This is a genomic window from Oryzibacillus soli (genome assembly GCF_051594765.1).
Lineage (GTDB): Bacteria > Bacillota > Bacilli > Paenibacillales > NBRC-103111 > Paenibacillus_AR.
Map to the genome: position 1 here is coordinate 57,920 of NZ_JBPPGJ010000004.1, position 17,020 is coordinate 74,939.

General features: G+C 59.1%; 13 protein-coding genes and 2 riboswitches. Of the genes, 3 read left to right on the forward strand and 10 right to left on the reverse strand.

Going from position 1 to position 17,020, the window contains the following annotated elements:
• Window positions 1–13: 13 nt before the first annotated feature.
• Window positions 14–111: riboswitch (purine riboswitch) on the reverse strand.
• Window positions 112–265: 154 nt separating this feature from the next.
• Both ACSEXW_RS06290 and ACSEXW_RS06295 read right to left on the reverse strand, forming a co-directional pair.
• Entirely contained in the window at window positions 266–814 is a 549-nt protein-coding gene (locus ACSEXW_RS06290; RefSeq protein ID WP_438445263.1) for a WGxxGxxG family protein, read from the reverse strand.
• Between the two features lie 187 nt (window positions 815–1,001).
• The gene (locus ACSEXW_RS06295; protein ID WP_438445504.1) at window positions 1,002–1,664 is read right to left on the reverse strand and encodes a phosphatase PAP2 family protein; all 663 of its coding nucleotides are present in this window, start codon (window positions 1,662–1,664) and stop codon (window positions 1,002–1,004) included.
• 272 nt (window positions 1,665–1,936) lie between these two features.
• Here ACSEXW_RS06295 and ACSEXW_RS06300 point away from each other — a divergent pair, with 272 nt between their 5' ends.
• Window positions 1,937–3,313, forward strand: a complete 1,377-nt coding sequence (locus tag ACSEXW_RS06300; protein ID WP_438445264.1) for a dipeptidase — start codon at window positions 1,937–1,939, stop codon at window positions 3,311–3,313.
• 56 nt (window positions 3,314–3,369) lie between these two features.
• On the opposite strand, the gene ACSEXW_RS06305 is transcribed toward ACSEXW_RS06300, so the two are convergent.
• From ACSEXW_RS06305 to ACSEXW_RS06315, 3 genes are all read right to left on the reverse strand, one after another.
• Entirely contained in the window at window positions 3,370–5,091 is a 1,722-nt protein-coding gene (locus ACSEXW_RS06305; protein WP_438445265.1) for an ABC transporter ATP-binding protein, read from the reverse strand.
• 138 nt (window positions 5,092–5,229) lie between these two features.
• A complete protein-coding gene (locus ACSEXW_RS06310) occupies window positions 5,230–9,144 on the reverse strand; it encodes a glycosyl hydrolase family 28-related protein (RefSeq protein ID WP_438445266.1) in 3,915 nt (1,304 codons plus the stop codon).
• Between the two features lie 267 nt (window positions 9,145–9,411).
• A complete protein-coding gene (locus ACSEXW_RS06315) occupies window positions 9,412–9,939 on the reverse strand; it encodes a DinB family protein (RefSeq protein ID WP_438445267.1) in 528 nt (175 codons plus the stop codon).
• A gap of 175 nt (window positions 9,940–10,114) precedes the next feature.
• On the opposite strand from ACSEXW_RS06315, the gene ACSEXW_RS06320 reads away from it, so the two are divergent.
• A complete protein-coding gene (locus ACSEXW_RS06320) occupies window positions 10,115–11,572 on the forward strand; it encodes an HD-GYP domain-containing protein (RefSeq protein WP_438445268.1) in 1,458 nt (485 codons plus the stop codon).
• A gap of 197 nt (window positions 11,573–11,769) precedes the next feature.
• Window positions 11,770–11,943 carry a hypothetical protein gene (locus ACSEXW_RS06325; RefSeq protein ID WP_438445269.1) on the forward strand — a complete coding sequence of 58 codons (174 nt, stop codon included), beginning with the start codon at window positions 11,770–11,772 and terminating at the stop codon, window positions 11,941–11,943.
• A gap of 26 nt (window positions 11,944–11,969) precedes the next feature.
• Here ACSEXW_RS06325 and ACSEXW_RS06330 read toward each other — a convergent pair whose 3' ends face one another.
• The 5 genes from ACSEXW_RS06330 to ACSEXW_RS06350 form a co-directional block, all read right to left on the reverse strand.
• Entirely contained in the window at window positions 11,970–13,283 is a 1,314-nt protein-coding gene (locus ACSEXW_RS06330; protein ID WP_438445270.1) for a glycosyl hydrolase family 18 protein, read from the reverse strand.
• A gap of 85 nt (window positions 13,284–13,368) precedes the next feature.
• Window positions 13,369–13,453, reverse strand: a riboswitch (cyclic di-GMP riboswitch).
• Between the two features lie 152 nt (window positions 13,454–13,605).
• Complete coding sequence (locus ACSEXW_RS06335) at window positions 13,606–14,418, reverse strand: lipid II flippase Amj family protein (RefSeq protein ID WP_438445505.1); 813 nt, start codon at window positions 14,416–14,418, stop codon at window positions 13,606–13,608.
• 107 nt (window positions 14,419–14,525) lie between these two features.
• Window positions 14,526–16,145, reverse strand: a complete 1,620-nt coding sequence (glgP, locus tag ACSEXW_RS06340; protein WP_438445271.1) for an alpha-glucan family phosphorylase — start codon at window positions 16,143–16,145, stop codon at window positions 14,526–14,528.
• A 98-nt stretch (window positions 16,146–16,243) separates the two neighbouring features.
• Window positions 16,244–16,702: a PilZ domain-containing protein gene (locus ACSEXW_RS06345; protein WP_438445272.1), complete on the reverse strand. Its 459-nt coding sequence runs from the start codon at window positions 16,700–16,702 to the stop codon at window positions 16,244–16,246.
• A gap of 98 nt (window positions 16,703–16,800) precedes the next feature.
• A complete protein-coding gene (locus tag ACSEXW_RS06350) occupies window positions 16,801–16,995 on the reverse strand; it encodes a hypothetical protein (protein WP_438445273.1) in 195 nt (64 codons plus the stop codon).
• Window positions 16,996–17,020: the final 25 nt, after the last annotated feature.

The window sequence follows — 17,020 nt, forward strand, 5'->3', positions numbered from 1 at the left end:
CCGTCTCCGAGGGTATGAGTAATGAACCCTTCGTAGACGGGAATTTACGGTTCCCGGTAGAGACCCCCGACCTTATTAAGGGGTTATACGAACATCCTTCATGATCATACACAATCATTCCGTGTATTGTCAATAACAATGTTCGTCTTTTTCCATCACCAAAAGTTGTATTTCCGAATATTCATGTGGAATGTTCGTCTTTTGGCGCAAAATGAAAAGCCCGGCTTCCCTCTCCGGGCTGCCGGGCTTCTCCTTTATGAGCTTGTTATTTGATGTTCATCCGGTCGCGTTCGCGGTTGCGGCCCATCAGGCCGGCCAGACCGACGAGACCCAGAAGTCCCAGCCAGCCCCAGTCGGTACCATTATCCGTAGTGGCCAGCGTTCCATAGTCCCCTGTGCCGGTACCGGTGGAAGAGGTGGTGCCGTAGCCGTTGTAGCCTGTCGTGCCGTAAGTGCCGTAAGTGTTGGTCCCCGCTCCATAAGTGCCGGTGCCAGTGCCCGAGGTCCCTGTGCCTGTCGTACCGGTTCCGTATGCATCCGTTGTCCCCGCACCTGTGCTGGTGCTGGTGCCCATGCCGGTACTGGTGCCGGTAGTCCCAGTACCCAGACCGCTGTTCTCATAAGCCCCGTAAGTGGAGGTTCCGCCCGTCCCTGTGGTACCGTATGTGCCTGTCGTACCGGAGGTACCCGTCGTGCCGTAGGTGCCTGTCGTTCCGGAAGTACCCATCGTGCCGGAGGTTTCTGCGAAAGCGGGAACGGCAAGCATGGCGGATAACGTCAGTGCAGCTGCAAGCGTCGTAGCCTTCTTCTTCATGGACAATCTCCTTTCGACTTGTGGGATGTGGAAAAGCAAGTTCAGGCCGTGTGCATGCCTGACCCTATATTGTTTTTCCTTCTTCGATGGCCCCTATCCATAGGAAATAACGGGGGCTCGCCCACCAGGCCGAATAAAGAAAACGGAGCCCATCCGGGGCTCCGTTGCGGTGTACTTCGTATGGAGGTTAAGCCGACAATTCCCTGCTTCCGGCAGGCTGCCTTCTTCCGGCGAACACCTGGCGGCGGAACGCCGGGTGGTAGACCAGGAGCAGCATTGCCTCTCCCAGGATTATTCCTCCGGCCACATCGATCACCACGTGCTGCTTGACGAACACAGTGGAGAGAATAATGGAGATCCCGATGAACTGTGGAATCCAGGCGACGGCCTTGTGGAGCTTCTCCCAATGGAAGGCCCGCATCATCAGGTAGGTAGTCAGGACGTGAATGCTGGGGAAACAATTCACCGGCTGGTCGTTCGAATAGATGTAATTGACGAGCCGCAGGAAGATGGTATCGTCCGTAATGAACGGCCGCGGCACATGGGTCTGGTACGTCATATAGAAGGCATAGCAGAAGATGTGCCCGATTACCGAGCTGACGATCATCCGGTAATAGGCATCCCGGTTCCGGAAGAAGAAAATGATAAAGGACAGGAATATGCAAGGTCCCCATATGATATAAGGGATAATGAAGTATTCGTTAAACGGGATCATCCGGTCGAGCCACAGCTCCATCGTATGAAGAGGACGGCTGACTCCGTTGGTCAGGCCGTAGACCCAGCTGCACGCCATAACCGCCAAGAGCCAGCTCAAGGGCAGGAGCTTGCGGATGGTCTGAGTGATGCGCATCGTCACGGGGCATTCTCCTTTTTTACATGACATTAACATGAACATCTCACACTATATCAAAATGAATCCTATTCCGCCATGGCCAATTAGCGTTAATAAATCCTTAAAAGTGCCTGTTTTCAGAGGATATTCCTGTTTTTTGCCATGAATTCGGCAAAACGGCTTTTGGGACAAATTTAAGAACTCTTAAGAATTTGGGGACCGCCATCCGGCATCCCTTCTCCGGATATGGTACAATAGCATCCAGAACATCCCATAAAGGAGAGAGTCCCATGTCTGAAGCCATAATCGCTTATCTCAACCAAGAGCGGGAACGCTATGTGGAGGAATTGAAGGCATTCATCCGGATCCCCAGCGTCAGCGCCAGCTCCTTACATAAGAATGATATGCGGAAGGCGGCCGTTTGGTTGTCGGAACGGCTGGAGCAGGCCGGATTGGAGCATGTGCAGATCCTGGAGACCGACGGGAATCCCGTGGTGTATGCGGATTGGCTGCATGCGCCCGGCAAGCCGACTGCCTTGATCTACGGCCACTATGACGTGCAGCCTGCCGATCCGCTGGAGCAGTGGGAGACTCCTCCCTTCGAGCCGGTGGTCCGGGACGGGAAGCTGTTCGGCCGCGGCGCCACCGACGACAAAGCTCAGCTCTACACCCAGGTTGCCACGGTGGAGGCTTATCTCAAGACCTTGGGCTCCCTGCCGGTCAACGTCAAGTTCTGCATCGAGGGGGAAGAGGAGATCGCCAGCCCCAATCTGCCGGCCTTCGTCAACAGCCACGCGGAGCTGCTGCAGGCGGACCTGATCGCCATCTCCGACGGTCCTATGGTCAGCAAGGACCAGCCCTCCATCTGCTACGGTCTCCGGGGCTTAAGCGGCTTCGAGCTGGAGCTCAAGGGACCGAAGTCCGACCTTCATTCCGGTCTGTACGGCGGCGGCGTGGCCAATCCGGCAACCGCGCTGGTCAAGATCCTCGGCTCCATGAAGGATGAGCAGGACCGAATCTTGGTGGAGGGCTTCTATGAAGGCGTCCATGAGTTGACGGAGGCGGACCATCAGGCCTTCCGTGAGATCCCCTTCAGCGAGGAGGACACCCGCAAGGAGCTGCAGGTGGCGGAGCTGGCCGGCGAGGAGGGCTACACCTTCCTGGAGCGCACCAGCGCCCGGCCGACTCTGGAGATCAACGGCATCTACGGCGGGTATCAGGGGGAAGGCCTGAAGCCCATCGTGCCCGCTGCGGCCGGCGTCAAGCTCTCCTGCCGGCTGGTGGACGACCAGGACCCGGACGATATCTTCGCCAAGGTGAAGAAGCATGTGGAAGCCCACACCCCTGCAGGCGTTACGGTCAGCATGAAGCAGTCCCACCGCGGCAAGCCCTTCTATATTTCTCCGCAGCATCCCTATATCCGGGCGGCGGCGGTGGCCTACGAAGCGGGCTTCGGCAAGAAACCGGTGTACATCCGCAGCGGCGGTTCCATCCCGGTCATCGAGGTGTTCGCGCGGGTGCTGAATGCACCGGTGGTCATGCTGGATTTCGGGCTGCCGGAGGAGAACATGCATGCGCCGAACGAATATTTCCAGCTGGAGAACTTTGACCGCGGGACGGCGACCCTGTGCCGGTTCTGGCAGGAAATCGGCGGCTCGCAGCAATAGCAGCAATACGAAACGGGAGGCATAGCGGCCTCCCGTTTTTTGTGCTGTCCGGTTGTTTAGACGGACACCCCGAACTGGGCCCGGTGAAGGCGGGCATAGATCCCATCGTCGGCCAGAAGCCGCTCGTGGGTGCCATCCTCGGCGATGCCCTCCTCCGTCACGACCAGAATTCGGTCCGCGTGGCGGATGGTGGCCAGCCGGTGGGCGATGATGAGGGTGGTGCGGTTCACCGCCAGCTCCTCCAGCGCCACCTGGATGATGGACTCCGTCTCCGTGTCCAAGGCGGAGGTGGCTTCGTCCAGAATGAGGATCGGCGGGTTCTTCAGGAACATCCGCGCGATGGCCAGCCGCTGCCGCTGCCCGCCGGACAGCTTCAGTCCCCGCTCGCCGATGAACGTGTCGAGGCCTTCGGGCAGCGCCTCGATCATCGGCCACAGATGCGCCCGCCGGGCCGCATCGATGATCTCCCGGTCCGCGGCGCCGAGGCGGCCGTAGGCGATATTTTCCCGGATGGTTCCGTTGAAGAGGAAGACGTCCTGCTGCACGATGCCGATCTGGGAGCGCAGGCTCTTCCGGGTCATTCGCCGGATGTCCATACCGTCGATGGTGATGCACCCCGCATCCACCTCGTAGAACCGGGGAATCAGGCTGCACAGGGTGGATTTGCCGGCACCGGAAGGCCCCACCAGCGCCACCGTCTCCCCCGCCCGGATGTGAAGGCGGATGTTCGACAGCACCTTGGCATGATCCTCGTAGCCGAAGGTAACATCGCGGAACTCGATATGCCCCTGCAGGCGTCCTGCCTCTACGGCATCCGGCTCATCCTGCACATCCGGCTCCGTGTCGAGGAGCTGGCACAGTCTTTTGAACCCGGCCATGCCCTTGGGGTAGCCCTCCATCAGCGCGTTGATCCGGTCGATGGGCTTCAGGAAAATGTTGACGTATAAGAGGAAGCCCACCAGCTCCCCGTACGTAAGGTCGCCCTGGTAAGCGAACCAGGCTCCGCAGATGAGGACGATCAGGGAGATGAGCCGGGTCAGCATGTAGATGCCCGAGGAGCTGAACGAGATGACCAGGTATGAGCGCAGCTTCGCCAGCCGGAACAAGACGTTCATCTCCCGGAAGCGCTCCACCTCGTAGGCTTCGTTCGTGAAGGATTGAACGACCCGGACGCCCGAGATGCTGTCCTCCACCCTTGCGTTCACGTCCGCTATCTTGCTGAACATCTGGTCGGCCGCCCGGTTCAGGAGACGGTTGCAGACCACGATTAAGACCACCAGGAGCGGAATGGCGATGAAGGTGATGAGGGCCAGCTCGATATTCACCGTCAGCATGATGCCGAAGGCCCCCGCGAAGGTCATGAGGGCGATGAACAGGTCCTCGGGACCGTGATGGGCCAGCTCCCCGATCTCGAATAGATCGTTGGTGAGCCGGGACATAATGTGCCCCGTCTTCGTGTTATCGAAGAAGCGGAAGCCCAGCTTCTGGACATGCTCGTAGAGCCGCTGCCGCATATCCGTCTCGATGTTGATGCCCAGCTTGTGACCCCAATAGTTGACGATAAAATGCAGGCCCATGCTGACCAGGTACAAGGCCAGAAGCCCCGCTCCTGCAGCGGCGATCGTGGGCCAATCCCCCTCCGGAAGCAGGGAGTCCACCACCCATTGTACGGCTAACGGAAAGCCCAGCTCCAAGAGCGCCGCCACTACCGCACAGGAAAAGTCCAGGAGGAAGAGACGCTTATGGGGTTTGTAGTATTCGAAGAAACGGCGCAGCATTCGGTTCAGTACCCTCCCATCCCAATCCTATTTCCCATCCTAAACGACCCCGGCGATGACGGTCAAGGGAGAATAAGGCTATATACAAAAGCACCCGAAGAGGCGGCTTCAGCCGCTCATCGGGTGCTGCTTGTGCATCTATTCACGTTGGCCCAGCTGGTCCATGTATGCCTTCAACAGGCGCGATGCATCCTCCGACATGGTCAAGGGCGCGGCGTTCGGGGAAGGATGGTGCTCCGCCAATCGACCGGCCAGCTTCAGAATCTCCTGCAGCGCCTTCTGAACGTCTCCCCGTTCCAAGAACCGGGCGATCTGATCCAGCTGCTGCTTCAGGATCAGGGCCACCGCCTTGCCCATCTGTCCGGAGGCGGACAGCCGGTCGATCAAGGCCTTCACGGAATCCACCGTAACGGCTACCCGTAAGTTCACTGCGATGTTAGCCGTATTGCCCGCCTGATCCGTCGATTGGACAGTCAAGGTATGCACTCCCGGCAGCTGCCATAGGGCCAGCGGCTTGGACAGGTCCGCAGGCTTGCCGTCCAACAGCGTCAGAACCGACGCAACTCCGGAATCGGCGTCCTCCGTATAGACGCTTAGCGTGACGGTCCCCTCCGCACCCCAGACCTTGCCGGCCGTGAGGGGCGTCCCGTCGGCCATGATGCGCACCGCCGGTGCCGTACGGTCGATGCCGAAGGCTGCGGACCGGGCCTGCTCCCGGTTGCCGGCCGGATCCTCGGAGCGGTATTGCAGCCGGTAGCGGCCGTCCTGCGTGAACGCCACAGGCTCGCCATAGAGGCTCCAGGAAGCACCGTCATCCGTGCTGTAGAACGTCCCGACAGCAGCACCGCTATTGTCCGATGCCTCCAGCACCGCCGATACGTCCGACACGTACCAGCCGCTCTTCTCCGTTCCTTCCAGACGGACTTGGGTCACCGGAGGCTCGTTGTCCCGGATTCCTGCGTACAAGGGGATCATGGTGCCGACGATGCGGACCGGAAGGTCCGTATCCTTCAGCGACCGGGTTTCCCCGTTGCGGGTTTCCGTCACCCACAGGGGGTAATGCCCCTGGCTTGCCGATGTGCCCTTCTCCTCCCCGACAATGATGGACATGGAGGATTCGTGATTGATGAACGCCGGCTGGTCCATAACCCCGTTCCCGGACGCCGGATACATCAGACCGCCCAGCACCTCGGAGAAGCCTCCATTGTAGGTCGCCAAGTTGGTCCCCTTCTTCTCCGTCTTCAAGCCCAGAATCCACAGCTTGCCCCCGTCATTGGTCACCTTGGTGGTGCCGCTCTCCGGATTCAGCTGACGGGCCCAAACGGATTGGTTGTTGAAAAACCAGCCCGTTCCGGCTACATTCTCGACGAAGACCTTGCCGCCCGGTACCGTAGAACGGTAGGTCTTGCCGTCGGTGAAGAAGATGTTGCGGAAGGCAACCGTTCCGGAAGATGCATTCTCCATCCACCAGTGGACGTTGGTGTTCTCCCGCTGCGCCGCGAAGCGCTCCAGCAGAACGGCAGGCTGGGTGCCTTCGAACCGGAAGACCGGCTTCTCAGCGAAGTCCGCTGCATTCGACACGTCGAACGTGCTCTCGAAGGCGGTGATCTGCTGCACATTGCCCCGGATATGAATCGTATCGCTGATGGTATAAGTGCTGCGGGTCGGGAAGTACACGATAGATGCTCCCGAGTCGATTGCTCTCTGGATGGACAGCGTATCGTCCGGATCGCCCGGACGCTTGAAGTCCTTTACATTGGCGCCGTGCTCCATAATGGCTTTCGGAGAGGAATACCCCAGCTTCGGGGCGTCCTCTATCGGCAGATTCAAGCTTTGCAGAGCAGTAGGGAACAACGAATAGACGCCGCCAGCCACATATTCCTTCACGGTCAAGCCGGGCACCTCTGCCCCCTTATCCCGGATAACGGAGGAATAGCCTTCCGCCCGGACGTTGCGGACGAACAGCTGGCCCGCGTCGTTCACCAAGGCGGCCGTATCGGAGCCCCCCCCTGAGAGAACGGCATCGACCAGGGTGATCATGCCGTCGTTGGAATCATGCTGGTGTAGCACCGGCACGGCATTATGGCTCGTCAGCCCGCGGATGCTCATAATGTAAGCGCTGTTATCAATTCCGGCAAGCTTCTGATTGCGCAGCGTAATATTCTCGAACACCATGCTGTAGGTGGTGTTCCGGCCCTTGATGCCGACGTCGAAGCCGTCGATGCTCACGTTCTTGATGAGTCCGGGGCCCTCCCACGGCTTGGAGAGGTCAATCCCCGCCACGCCGGTGCCGGACGGATCGCCGGAACGGATCGTGACGTTACGGATGCCGCCTTCGTTGTGGTTGGTCCACTCGATGCCGACGGCACCCGGATTCCCGGCTCCGGTATCCACTGTCACATCGATCAGAGCATTCATGAAGGCCTGGTAATTGATCTCGTCATTGCTCGCGCTGCCGGCCACCCCTCCGGGTCCGGAATAGGGGGAGATCACGGCTTTGGGAGCCGCCGGATCCATGAAGGAGGGAGTCTGGTCCTTCAGCTTGATGACGGTGCCTTCCCGGCTTTCACCCTGCACCACCATCCGCTTGGCTTCCTTCACGTAGCTGCTCCAGGTCAACGTATTGCTGACGAGATAAGTGCCGTTCGGAAGATACACCAGCGCATTCTTGCCCGTATTCTCGGACAAGGCCTTCTGCAAGGCGGCCGTATCGTCCGTCAGGCCGTCCCCCTTGGCGTAGTAAGGAGCTTTGGTGACGTCCACATACGGGAGGGTGGCGTACTTCACGTCGGAGGACAGGGCAGATTCGTTCCCCGCCTTGTCCACGGCCGTGACCTGAAGGGTGTACGGCTGGCCGTAGGCCAGATTTTTGGCTGTGTAGGAAGTGGTCTTCTGATAGAAGAGATTCTGCTTCACCCCGTTCAGATAGACGTAATACCCGGCCAGATCGGCCTCCGTATTGCCGGACCAGGTCACATCCGCTAGGCCGTTCCCCGTCCGGACCGTAACGTCCGAGGGGGTCTGCGGCGGCGTCTTGTCATCCGACGGATCGAACAAGGGGGTCTTATAGAACAGGAAATGATCGAAGTTGCCCACGTTGCCGCCTGATTCCGTGTCCATCACGAGCCGCAGCTTATGGCTTCCTGCCGTAAGCGGGAAGGTCTTCTCCGGCGTATACGTCCACTTGGTCCAGTCCCCGGTGTTCGTGGAGATCTTACCGGTCACATTCACTCCGTCGATCTCGACATGAGCCGCTCCGCTGACCTTGGAGGCATAGCGGACCTGAAGGGCATAGGTGCCCGCCGTCTCCGCATTCAGAGTATATTCGGTCCACTCGCCGGCCTTGGTCCAGCCCAGATGGTAGCCCCAGGCCCCCGTGCCGATGTCCACCCCTTCCTGAGTCCGGAACGTATTGCCGCCCTCGTTGTTGGTCGAGTTGTCATGGTATGCGACGCCCTCCCCGCCCAGATCATAATGCTCCGCCTCGATCACGGCAGGCGAAGTGAAGGGTGCCCCCAGATACGGCTTCCGCTCTCCTCCGCCCAAGCCCGAAGGCGTATAGGACGCATCTGTGGTCAGCAGGAATTTGTCCAGCTTGGCGCCGTCCTCCCGCTTCTTGATCCGGAGCGTATGGGTTCCCGCCGTCAGTGTGAACGCGGTGCCCGGATGCTTCCGCCACTGCCAGGAGCTTCCGGCGGACCCCCAATAATAGGCATCCTCCCCGCCGTCGAAGGACAGGAAGAAGGAGTCGTCATTGGAGTTGGGGAACAGCGTCCTTCCCCAGAACATATAGTCTCCGTCCGCAGGCACCTCCACGGCATAATCCGCGTAGCCCCCTTCAGCGGAGCCATTGACCGCCCAGATGTACGTCCCGCCGGACGCATTGGCGTCCGTATCCGCTTGAATCGGTGCCTTCAACTGCACGGCGCTTTCAGCTTCGATCCAGATGTTGATTCCGGCAGCATGCGCCGACGGGGTAGGGGCCATGACCGAGAGTATCCCTGCCACCGCAGCATAGATGCCAAGCCGCTTTGTTAATGAGTTCCATTGCATATCCTTATCTCCTCCTTTGTTGTTACAGCCTGCTCGGCTGTCCGCCTAGCCAAGGGTGCATCGCGTTGAGTCCTCCACCTCCGTTCTTTATGTAGATAATCATTTGGCAAGCGCTTACAAAAAAAATGCTTTCACGTGAAAGTTACCCCGGCACTTTTCATATTAATCAACTTTCACGGGAAAGTAAAGTGGATATAGAAAAATTCCACACTAAAAAAAGACCTGTCGTGCGTCCTTCGACGCTGCAGGTCTTCCTCCTGAACCGCTCTATCCTTTTCCCTCCGAATAGCGCTCCTCCAGCACATGAAGATGATGCCTTTCATGTCCGATGATGATGCAGGCCAGAGCCAGCGGGGTAACCTCATGCCCGTTCACGACACCACGTCTCGACCAAGCCGGTTCGTCCAAGGTTCCGAGCAGCTGAATCGTAGAGCGTCTCACCAGTCCCAGCCCTTCCTGAAGGAAGCTCCAAGGCAGTTGGTCGAAGGACCCATTCTCCATGAACAGATTCTCATCGAAGCCCGGCAATGGGGTACGGTCGCCTCTGGCTGCACGGAGTAACCGATAGGCCATCACACGCTCCGTATCCGCGAGATGTCCCGCCAGCTCCTTCACGCTCCATTTGCCGGGTGCGTACCGGTATAGGCTGGCCGTTTCAGACCATTCCGCCAGCTTGGCTGTGACCGTCATCTGCTGCTGCTCCAGAATGTCGATCAGATCCCCTTCGGGAACGAGCCGGACGTACTTTTCAAAAAAGTCTCCATAATCGCCGGGTACCGGTCGTAAGCTTGTCATCTTCATGCTCCTCTCTCCCTTATATGAACAGCGCCGTCCTTAGGCGGCTTCCTCCATCTTATCTCAAGCCAATCTGCGTTACCAACTTTTTCATCTCGTATCGACAAAAAAACACCTCTATCCCTATAACTTATATTATAATAGAACCTAACATGCCTAGATCGAGGAGGATTTCATGCACCGACGCTCCATTGCTTTCCTTGCCGGCCCGGCCTGCGCCATTCTGCTGCCTTTGCTGGTGTACTTCGGCATCAAAATAAACCCCAGCTGGGACCCGCTTCTGGACCATCCCGAAGGGCATTTCTATATCGTAAGCTTCATCTCCGTGCTGGCGGCCTGCATCGCTCTGACCATCGGCTTATCCGCCAGGCGGCTCCGGAATATTAAGCTGGTCTTCCTGTCCCTGTCGTTCCTATCGATGGGCGGCATCTTCGCCGTACACGGCCTGTCGACTCCGGGCTTCATCATGCAGCCCTCGCATATGCCGGCCGTCTCCGCCCAGGTCAGCGTCCTGATCGCTGCAGTCTGGCTGTGGATGTCCTCCCTTCCGACGGACAATCCCCTGCTCCGGCATTTGAGCAGCCGGATCAACGTGCTGGTACCCGTCTGGTTCTGGGTCCTGGTCCTCATGGGAGCCGCCAGTATGGCCTTTCCCCACATGGCCGACAGCCTCCCCTTGAACCAGAATCCGCTGAAGTGGATCGCCACCGGCATGACCATCCTGTTCTGCGGTCTGGTCATCTTCCGGTACCTTCAAGGCTTCCGGTATGCGCGGCTGCCGCTTCAGATGAGCATCGTATACAGCGCCTGCTGGCTGTCCGTCGCCCAGATTATCATGGCCACCGGAAGCATCTGGAGGCTGAGCTGGTGGCTGTACCACTACGTCCTGCTTGCCGCCATGATCGTGATGATCGGCGGCTTCCTTCGTCACTCAGCCGCCGGGGTCCGTCCGGCCCAGATCTTCAAGGCGCTCTTCACCCGGGATCCGAAGGAACGGATCGAAGCCTGCATCTCCCCCAGCGTCAAATCTCTGGTCGTGGCGACGGAGAGCCGCGATACCTACACGGCCGGACACAACTTCCGGGTCGCCATGTACGCCCTCCGGCTGGGAGAAGAGATGAATCTAAGCCCTGAGCAGCTTCGGGCCTTGGCTCAAGGCACCGTCGTCCACGATGTGGGCAAGATTCAGATTCCGGACGCCATTCTGAACAAGCCCGGCCGGCTCACCTCCGAGGAGCGGGCGATTATCGAGACCCACCCCGTCGTCGGCTACGAAATGTGCAAGCGCGTCGGCTTCATGAAGGAGGAGCTGGATGTAATCCGCCATCATCATGAACGTTGGGACGGCGCCGGCTACCCGGACCGGATCGCGGGCTCCGCCATTCCCCTGCTGGCGCGGATCACGGCGGTGGCGGATGTCTACGATGCGCTTACCTCCACCCGCTCCTACCGGGTCGCTTGGACCCACGAAGCGGCTATGGAGCACCTGGAAGCCGGAGCGGGCACCCAGTTCGATCCCGTATGCGTGGAAGCCTGGGCTGCGTTGTGCAGGCGGGAGCCGGAAGCCTATCTGGAGCCCTCCCGGATGCAGACGGAGACGGTGAAGCCGGCGAAGCTGGCCAGCGGCGGATGAACTGAATCCAGGTATACAGCACGAATGCCAAGAAGCCCTTCCGGCATAGCCGGAAGGGCTTCTTCTATTGGTCCTGCGTCCCTTTTCAGTGAATATTCAGAGACTCTTCAGCGGATTTTGAGTTTCCCCTCATTCGTCATTAACATTTGTCCGGTAAGATGGGTTACATCGAGATCCGATAAAGGAGAGATCCATCCATGATGAACATATTGGAGAAACCCGTATCCGCCCCCGCCGAAATGAAGCGCAACCGCAGGCTCACCGATCCCTTGCGGGAGAATTGGAACAGGCTCTACCGCCTCCGCCATGAGCTGGACCTTCTGCTCGACGAGCTCCGCACAGAGGTCGTCCGCCTGAACAACCGCCCATAGGACCAGGAGGGCCATCAACCGGTTGGTTAAGGAGCCATGCCGGTTTGAACGGCTTTCCAGAAGTTCTCGTCCTCCATGCCGAGCCTCCAGACCGAGACGCCGCCCAAGGCATACTTCTTCACCAAGGCGCTCTTGGCGGCGATGGAGGTGCTGTTCTCATACCAGACGGTATGCTTGCTGCCGTCCGCTGCTGCCGTATACGTAAACCAAGGCGATTGCTGTACCGAATCGTACTGTGGAACCGCTCCGGTAGTCGCGATCAGGTTCGGAATGCTCTTCCACATGACCGCCTTATGCCCCGTATTCGTCGTCGTATTCCAATCGTATCCGTATGCCGGGAGTCCGATCATCACCTTGGAGGATGGAATCTGGGATACGGCGTATTTCACCACATTCTCCACCCACGGCAAGCCTGCAACCGGTCCGGGAGCCCCCCAAGGACCGTTCTGATCGTAGGTCATCAGCTGAATCGCGTCCGCAGCCCGGCCCAAAGCGGCATACTCGAAGGTTCCGCTCCAGGCGGCCGTAGGCGAATCACTGGTTTTTCCGGGTACAGAGACGATCAGCTTATAGCCTGCGCTGTGAAGAGCTGCGGCCATATCGCTGATTAACAGGTTGTAAGCCGAGCGGTCCGCAGCCGGCATATCCTCGAAGTCCATGTTGGCTTCGGTATAACCATAGGTCCTCAGCAGATTCAAGGTATTCTGGATAAAAGCGGAACGAACGGCCGAATCCGTCATGACCGTGTGAGCCAGGCTGGAGCTGAAGGCGCCGTTCAAGGTGTTTTGAAGACAGGCGAAGGCTTGGTCGTTGCTGGATAACGCAAGCTGCACGCCTTCCGTCGGCGTGGAGCCGCTAATGGTCCCGGCGGAGGTTACGCTGTATGTGGCGGTGGAGATCTGATTGATATAGTTGGCCGTGAACTGGGACAGGCTGTTATAGCTGTTCATATCCGTCGAATAGTACTTGACGTAATATCCGAGAATGGCGGGATTAGGCGCGGTCACCGGAGTAGGTGTAGGCGCAGGGGTCGCCGTCGGTGCAGGCGTTGCAGTGGCGGTTGGAGAAGGCGTTGGAGTGACCGTGGCTGTCGGCGTTGGGGTAATCGTCGGCGTAGGCGTTGCGGTTGGCGTTATCGTCGGCGCCACCGTTGGAGAAGGCGTTGGAGTGACGGTTGGCGTCGGCGCTGCCGTCGCGGTCGGAGTCGGCGTTGCGCTCACAGTGGGACTTGGGCTTGGTGTCGGCTTCTTCTTCGTGGCCGCATCGGCGGTGATGTAAGGTCCTGCCAATGCTGCGGTCAGTACGGCCGCCATGGGGGCCAGCAACCATTTCGATCTCATCGGGTCCTCTTCCTCTCGCGGGTTGGTAGGTTGCAGGAAAGCAAATAGACCTATTCTCCCGAATAAGCCTCCAAGGCGGAAGTTTATCGGCAGCTGGCTGGCTTGACCGGCCGGTCGAAGCCCCTGTAGCTTTGCGTCGCCGCCTTTCGGCGGTTTTGCCTTTGTCGAATTATGTAGAAACCATTTGCATCTCTATTCTACCGATTTTGGAAGAAGACCGTAATAGGCCGGAAGATTCATATAAAACTCCTGCCCAACGCCAAAAATCCCGCCTCAAGCAGCGGGACTAGCGGCACTGGCGATGAAGTGCCGTAAGCCTTATTCAACCCGGAATCCAGATGCCCGATATCCAGCCGATCCAATAAGCCGCCGGGGTAAGCAGCACCTGGGCCAGAACGGTACCGCCCGCCCTCGTCAGCATGAACATGCCGAAGATCTTGGACAGGCCGGCCCGTGTAGACTCGTCATTCAGGCTCCGGTCCGTCAGGAGGGCCAGATGGGGATCGACGAACACGGTTAACAGGATGGTGGCGACGCCGTTAATCAAGCCGGAGGAGGTGGTGGCGGCCGTACTATTCTGCGGAAACAGATAGCCGGCGTAGATGGAGGAGAGCACCCCCACCGTATAGATGCCTGTAATAATGCCGTTCATCACGAGGAGCCGGTTGGGAATGCCGTGATACCGCAGGCTCTTCAGCATGGATACCCGCGGCTTGCGAAGGTGGGATCTGGCGTGGCGCAGCTGATCGAAGGTGACGCCTGTCAACAGCTTGGGCAGGGTTCCAGCCGTCTCCAGATGCATGACCATCCGGGAGAACAGCCGGACGAACGATGGGAACAATGTCATCCCCGCCAGCGTTCCCACCGTGGATGCTGCGAGGACCACATGGTAGGCTCCTGCCACAGGCACTGCGGGATCCTTCTTGGCGAGGTCTGCGATTCCACCAAGCAGGGGGGTCAAGCCCATATTCGCGGTTCGGGAGACCAACAGCAGGATTCCCGTCAAGGATAAGGACACGGCCAGCTTGCCCGTCCGGACCCCCGCGAGCCGGATGGCGTACGACAGCGTCTCCACACAATGGATCAATAGGGTCAGAAGGAAAGCGACGGCGATGATGATGGTCAACGGACTCACTCCCGTACAAGTAGGCATATCCCCACACTATACCACAATCTGGAAGGCTTGTACCGCCCCAAAAAAAAGCGCCCGGAAGCATCCGCTCCCAAGCGCCGTTATTTCGGTTATTGCCGGATATACATGCGGCTGAAGTACTCCTCGAGCATCCGCTTGGACGCGAAGGCCTCGCGTGTCGTGGCGATGCTCTGCCCCATCATCTCCACCCACTTGCTCCGGTTGTCGTAGTAGGTTGGCACCACCTTGCCCAGCAGCACCTCGTACAGAGCCTGGCTGTCATGCTCATCCAGCACCTCGTAATCCTTGCTCTCGAAGCCGCCGCCGATCTGCCAGCCGTTGACGCCGTCAATGCAGGCCTCCGGCCACCAGCCGTCTAGAATCGAGACGTTCAGCACTCCATTCATGGCCGCCTTCATCCCCGAGGTCCCACTGGCCTCCAGCGGGCGCCGGGGATTGTTCAGCCAGATGTCGCAGCCCCGTGTCAGAGCCGCCCCGATGGTCATGTCGTAGTTCTCCAGAAACACCACGGCCTTCGGATACCGCTTCATCATGGAGACCAGGCCGCTGACGATACGCTTGCCCGTATCGTCCAAGGGATGGGCCTTGCCCGAGAAGATGATCTGAATCTTCCCGCTCTCCAGATACGGCTCGATCAGCTCCGGCTTGGAGAAGATCAGATCGCTCCGCTTATACGGCACCGCCCGGCGGGAGAAGCCGATCAAGAGCTTGCCCGGCTCCAGCTTGCGTCCGGTCCGCTTCTCGACGAAGGCGAGCAGCTCCTCCTTGAGCTCCATATGGGGCGCCCACAGGTCGCTCCCGGATTCGAACGCCTTGGTCATCCGCCGGTCCACCCAGGTCGGAGTATGAATGGCGTTCGTGACGGCGATGATAGGCGCTCGGCCTGCCACTGTCTTCCACATGCCGCGGGCCGTCTCCCCGTGGAGCTGGGCCACCGCGTTGGCGATCCGGGACAGCCGGAGACCGGCCACCGTCATGTTGAACGGCTCCCCTCCGATCCGCTCCATCTGGCTTCGGGTCAAGCCGTTATAGGCCCCCATATACTCCAGCCGGTCCAGCGGATGGGACTCATTGCCTTCCTTAACCGGCGTATGGGTCGTAAACACGACCTCTTCCCGGGTGTTTCTCCAAGCCTCCTCGAAGGTGGAGCCGGCGCACATCTTCTCCTTGATCAGCTCCACGGCTGCCAGCGCCGCATGCCCCTCGTTGAAGTGGTACACCTCCACCCGCTCCTCCAACGCCCGGAGCGCCCGTACGCCGCCGATCCCCAGCACCATCTCCTGAGCGATCCGCTCTTCCCCGAACCAGCCGTAGAGCTGTCCCGTAATCCAGGCATCTCCGTTCTCGGGCACGTCCGTATCCAGCAGGTATAGCGTAGCGTTGCCGAATTTCTCCGTCTTCCAGACCTTGCACACCACGTCCACCTTGCGGATGGTGACCGTCACCTTGACGCCCGTATCCTCCAGGAAATCATACACATAATTCGGGTAGCTGTCGTACGGCCTCCCGTTCTCATCGATCCGCTGGTCCGTGTAGCCCTGCTTCCATTTCAGGCCGATCCCGATGAGGGGAAGGTCCAGATCCTTCGCCCCCTTCAGGTGATCCCCCGCCAAGATGCCCAAGCCTCCCGCATAGAGCTTAAAGTCGGAATGCAGACCGTACTCCATGCAAAAATACGCCACCCGCGGCAGCGCAGCCGGCAATGCCATGATTCCCCGTCTCCCTTCTCCTGGTGGTGGCATCCGTATTGCCATCCTATACCATTATGTGCGGGGAGTGGGGCCGCTATGCGTGAAAGCCCTGCGGGCTACGCCGAGGAATCCGGCGGCAGCGCAGGGCCGTAGAACCGCTCCATCTCTTCGTCGGAGATGAAGCTGCAGCTGGTCAGCACCCGTGCATTCTTCAGGCGGATGGACAGCATATGGATATTGGCGAGCAGGGTCTCCCGGGTGTCCTCATCGAGGGAAAATTCGACGCCATACTCGAAGATGTCACTGCTTGTCTGCTTCTTGCGCACGACGGAACCCAAGAGGATCAGGTCCCGGTTGAACAGGATGAACCGGAATTCCAGCAGCAGCCCTTCATTAACGGGCAGGTTCAGCTTGGAGTGCATCCGCAGGCCGCCGGCGCTGATATCGACGATATAGATATAAGTGCTGTTGCTGTTAACACTCTCTTTGCGGTAGCCGATGACCTTGAACTGGGCCGATAAGGGAACATGCAGGGTCAGCCGGTAGAATTCCCTCCGGTTATCGCGATTGGGCATAAGGAGATCATTCCTATCTGTCGGTAATGGTCCCGGTATGGAAAACCCGCCGGCTCTGCGGCTTGAGCAGCAACCGGCGGGTTCATCACGTCAATAGCCTATTCCATCCGGCTCGGGTCATGCCCGCCTTCCGGCAGCCGCTCCGCATTGGCCAGATCGCCGGCCAGATCCTCCTGGATGATGTCCGTCTGGGACTGCATCGGGGTCATGCCGGCGCTGGCGGACGTTGCCGCGTTAAAGGTTTCGAACTCCAGCTTCAGGCCTGCAAGCGTTTCTTCATTGCCGCGGTTCATCGCACTCTCTCCTTTACCCTATTGA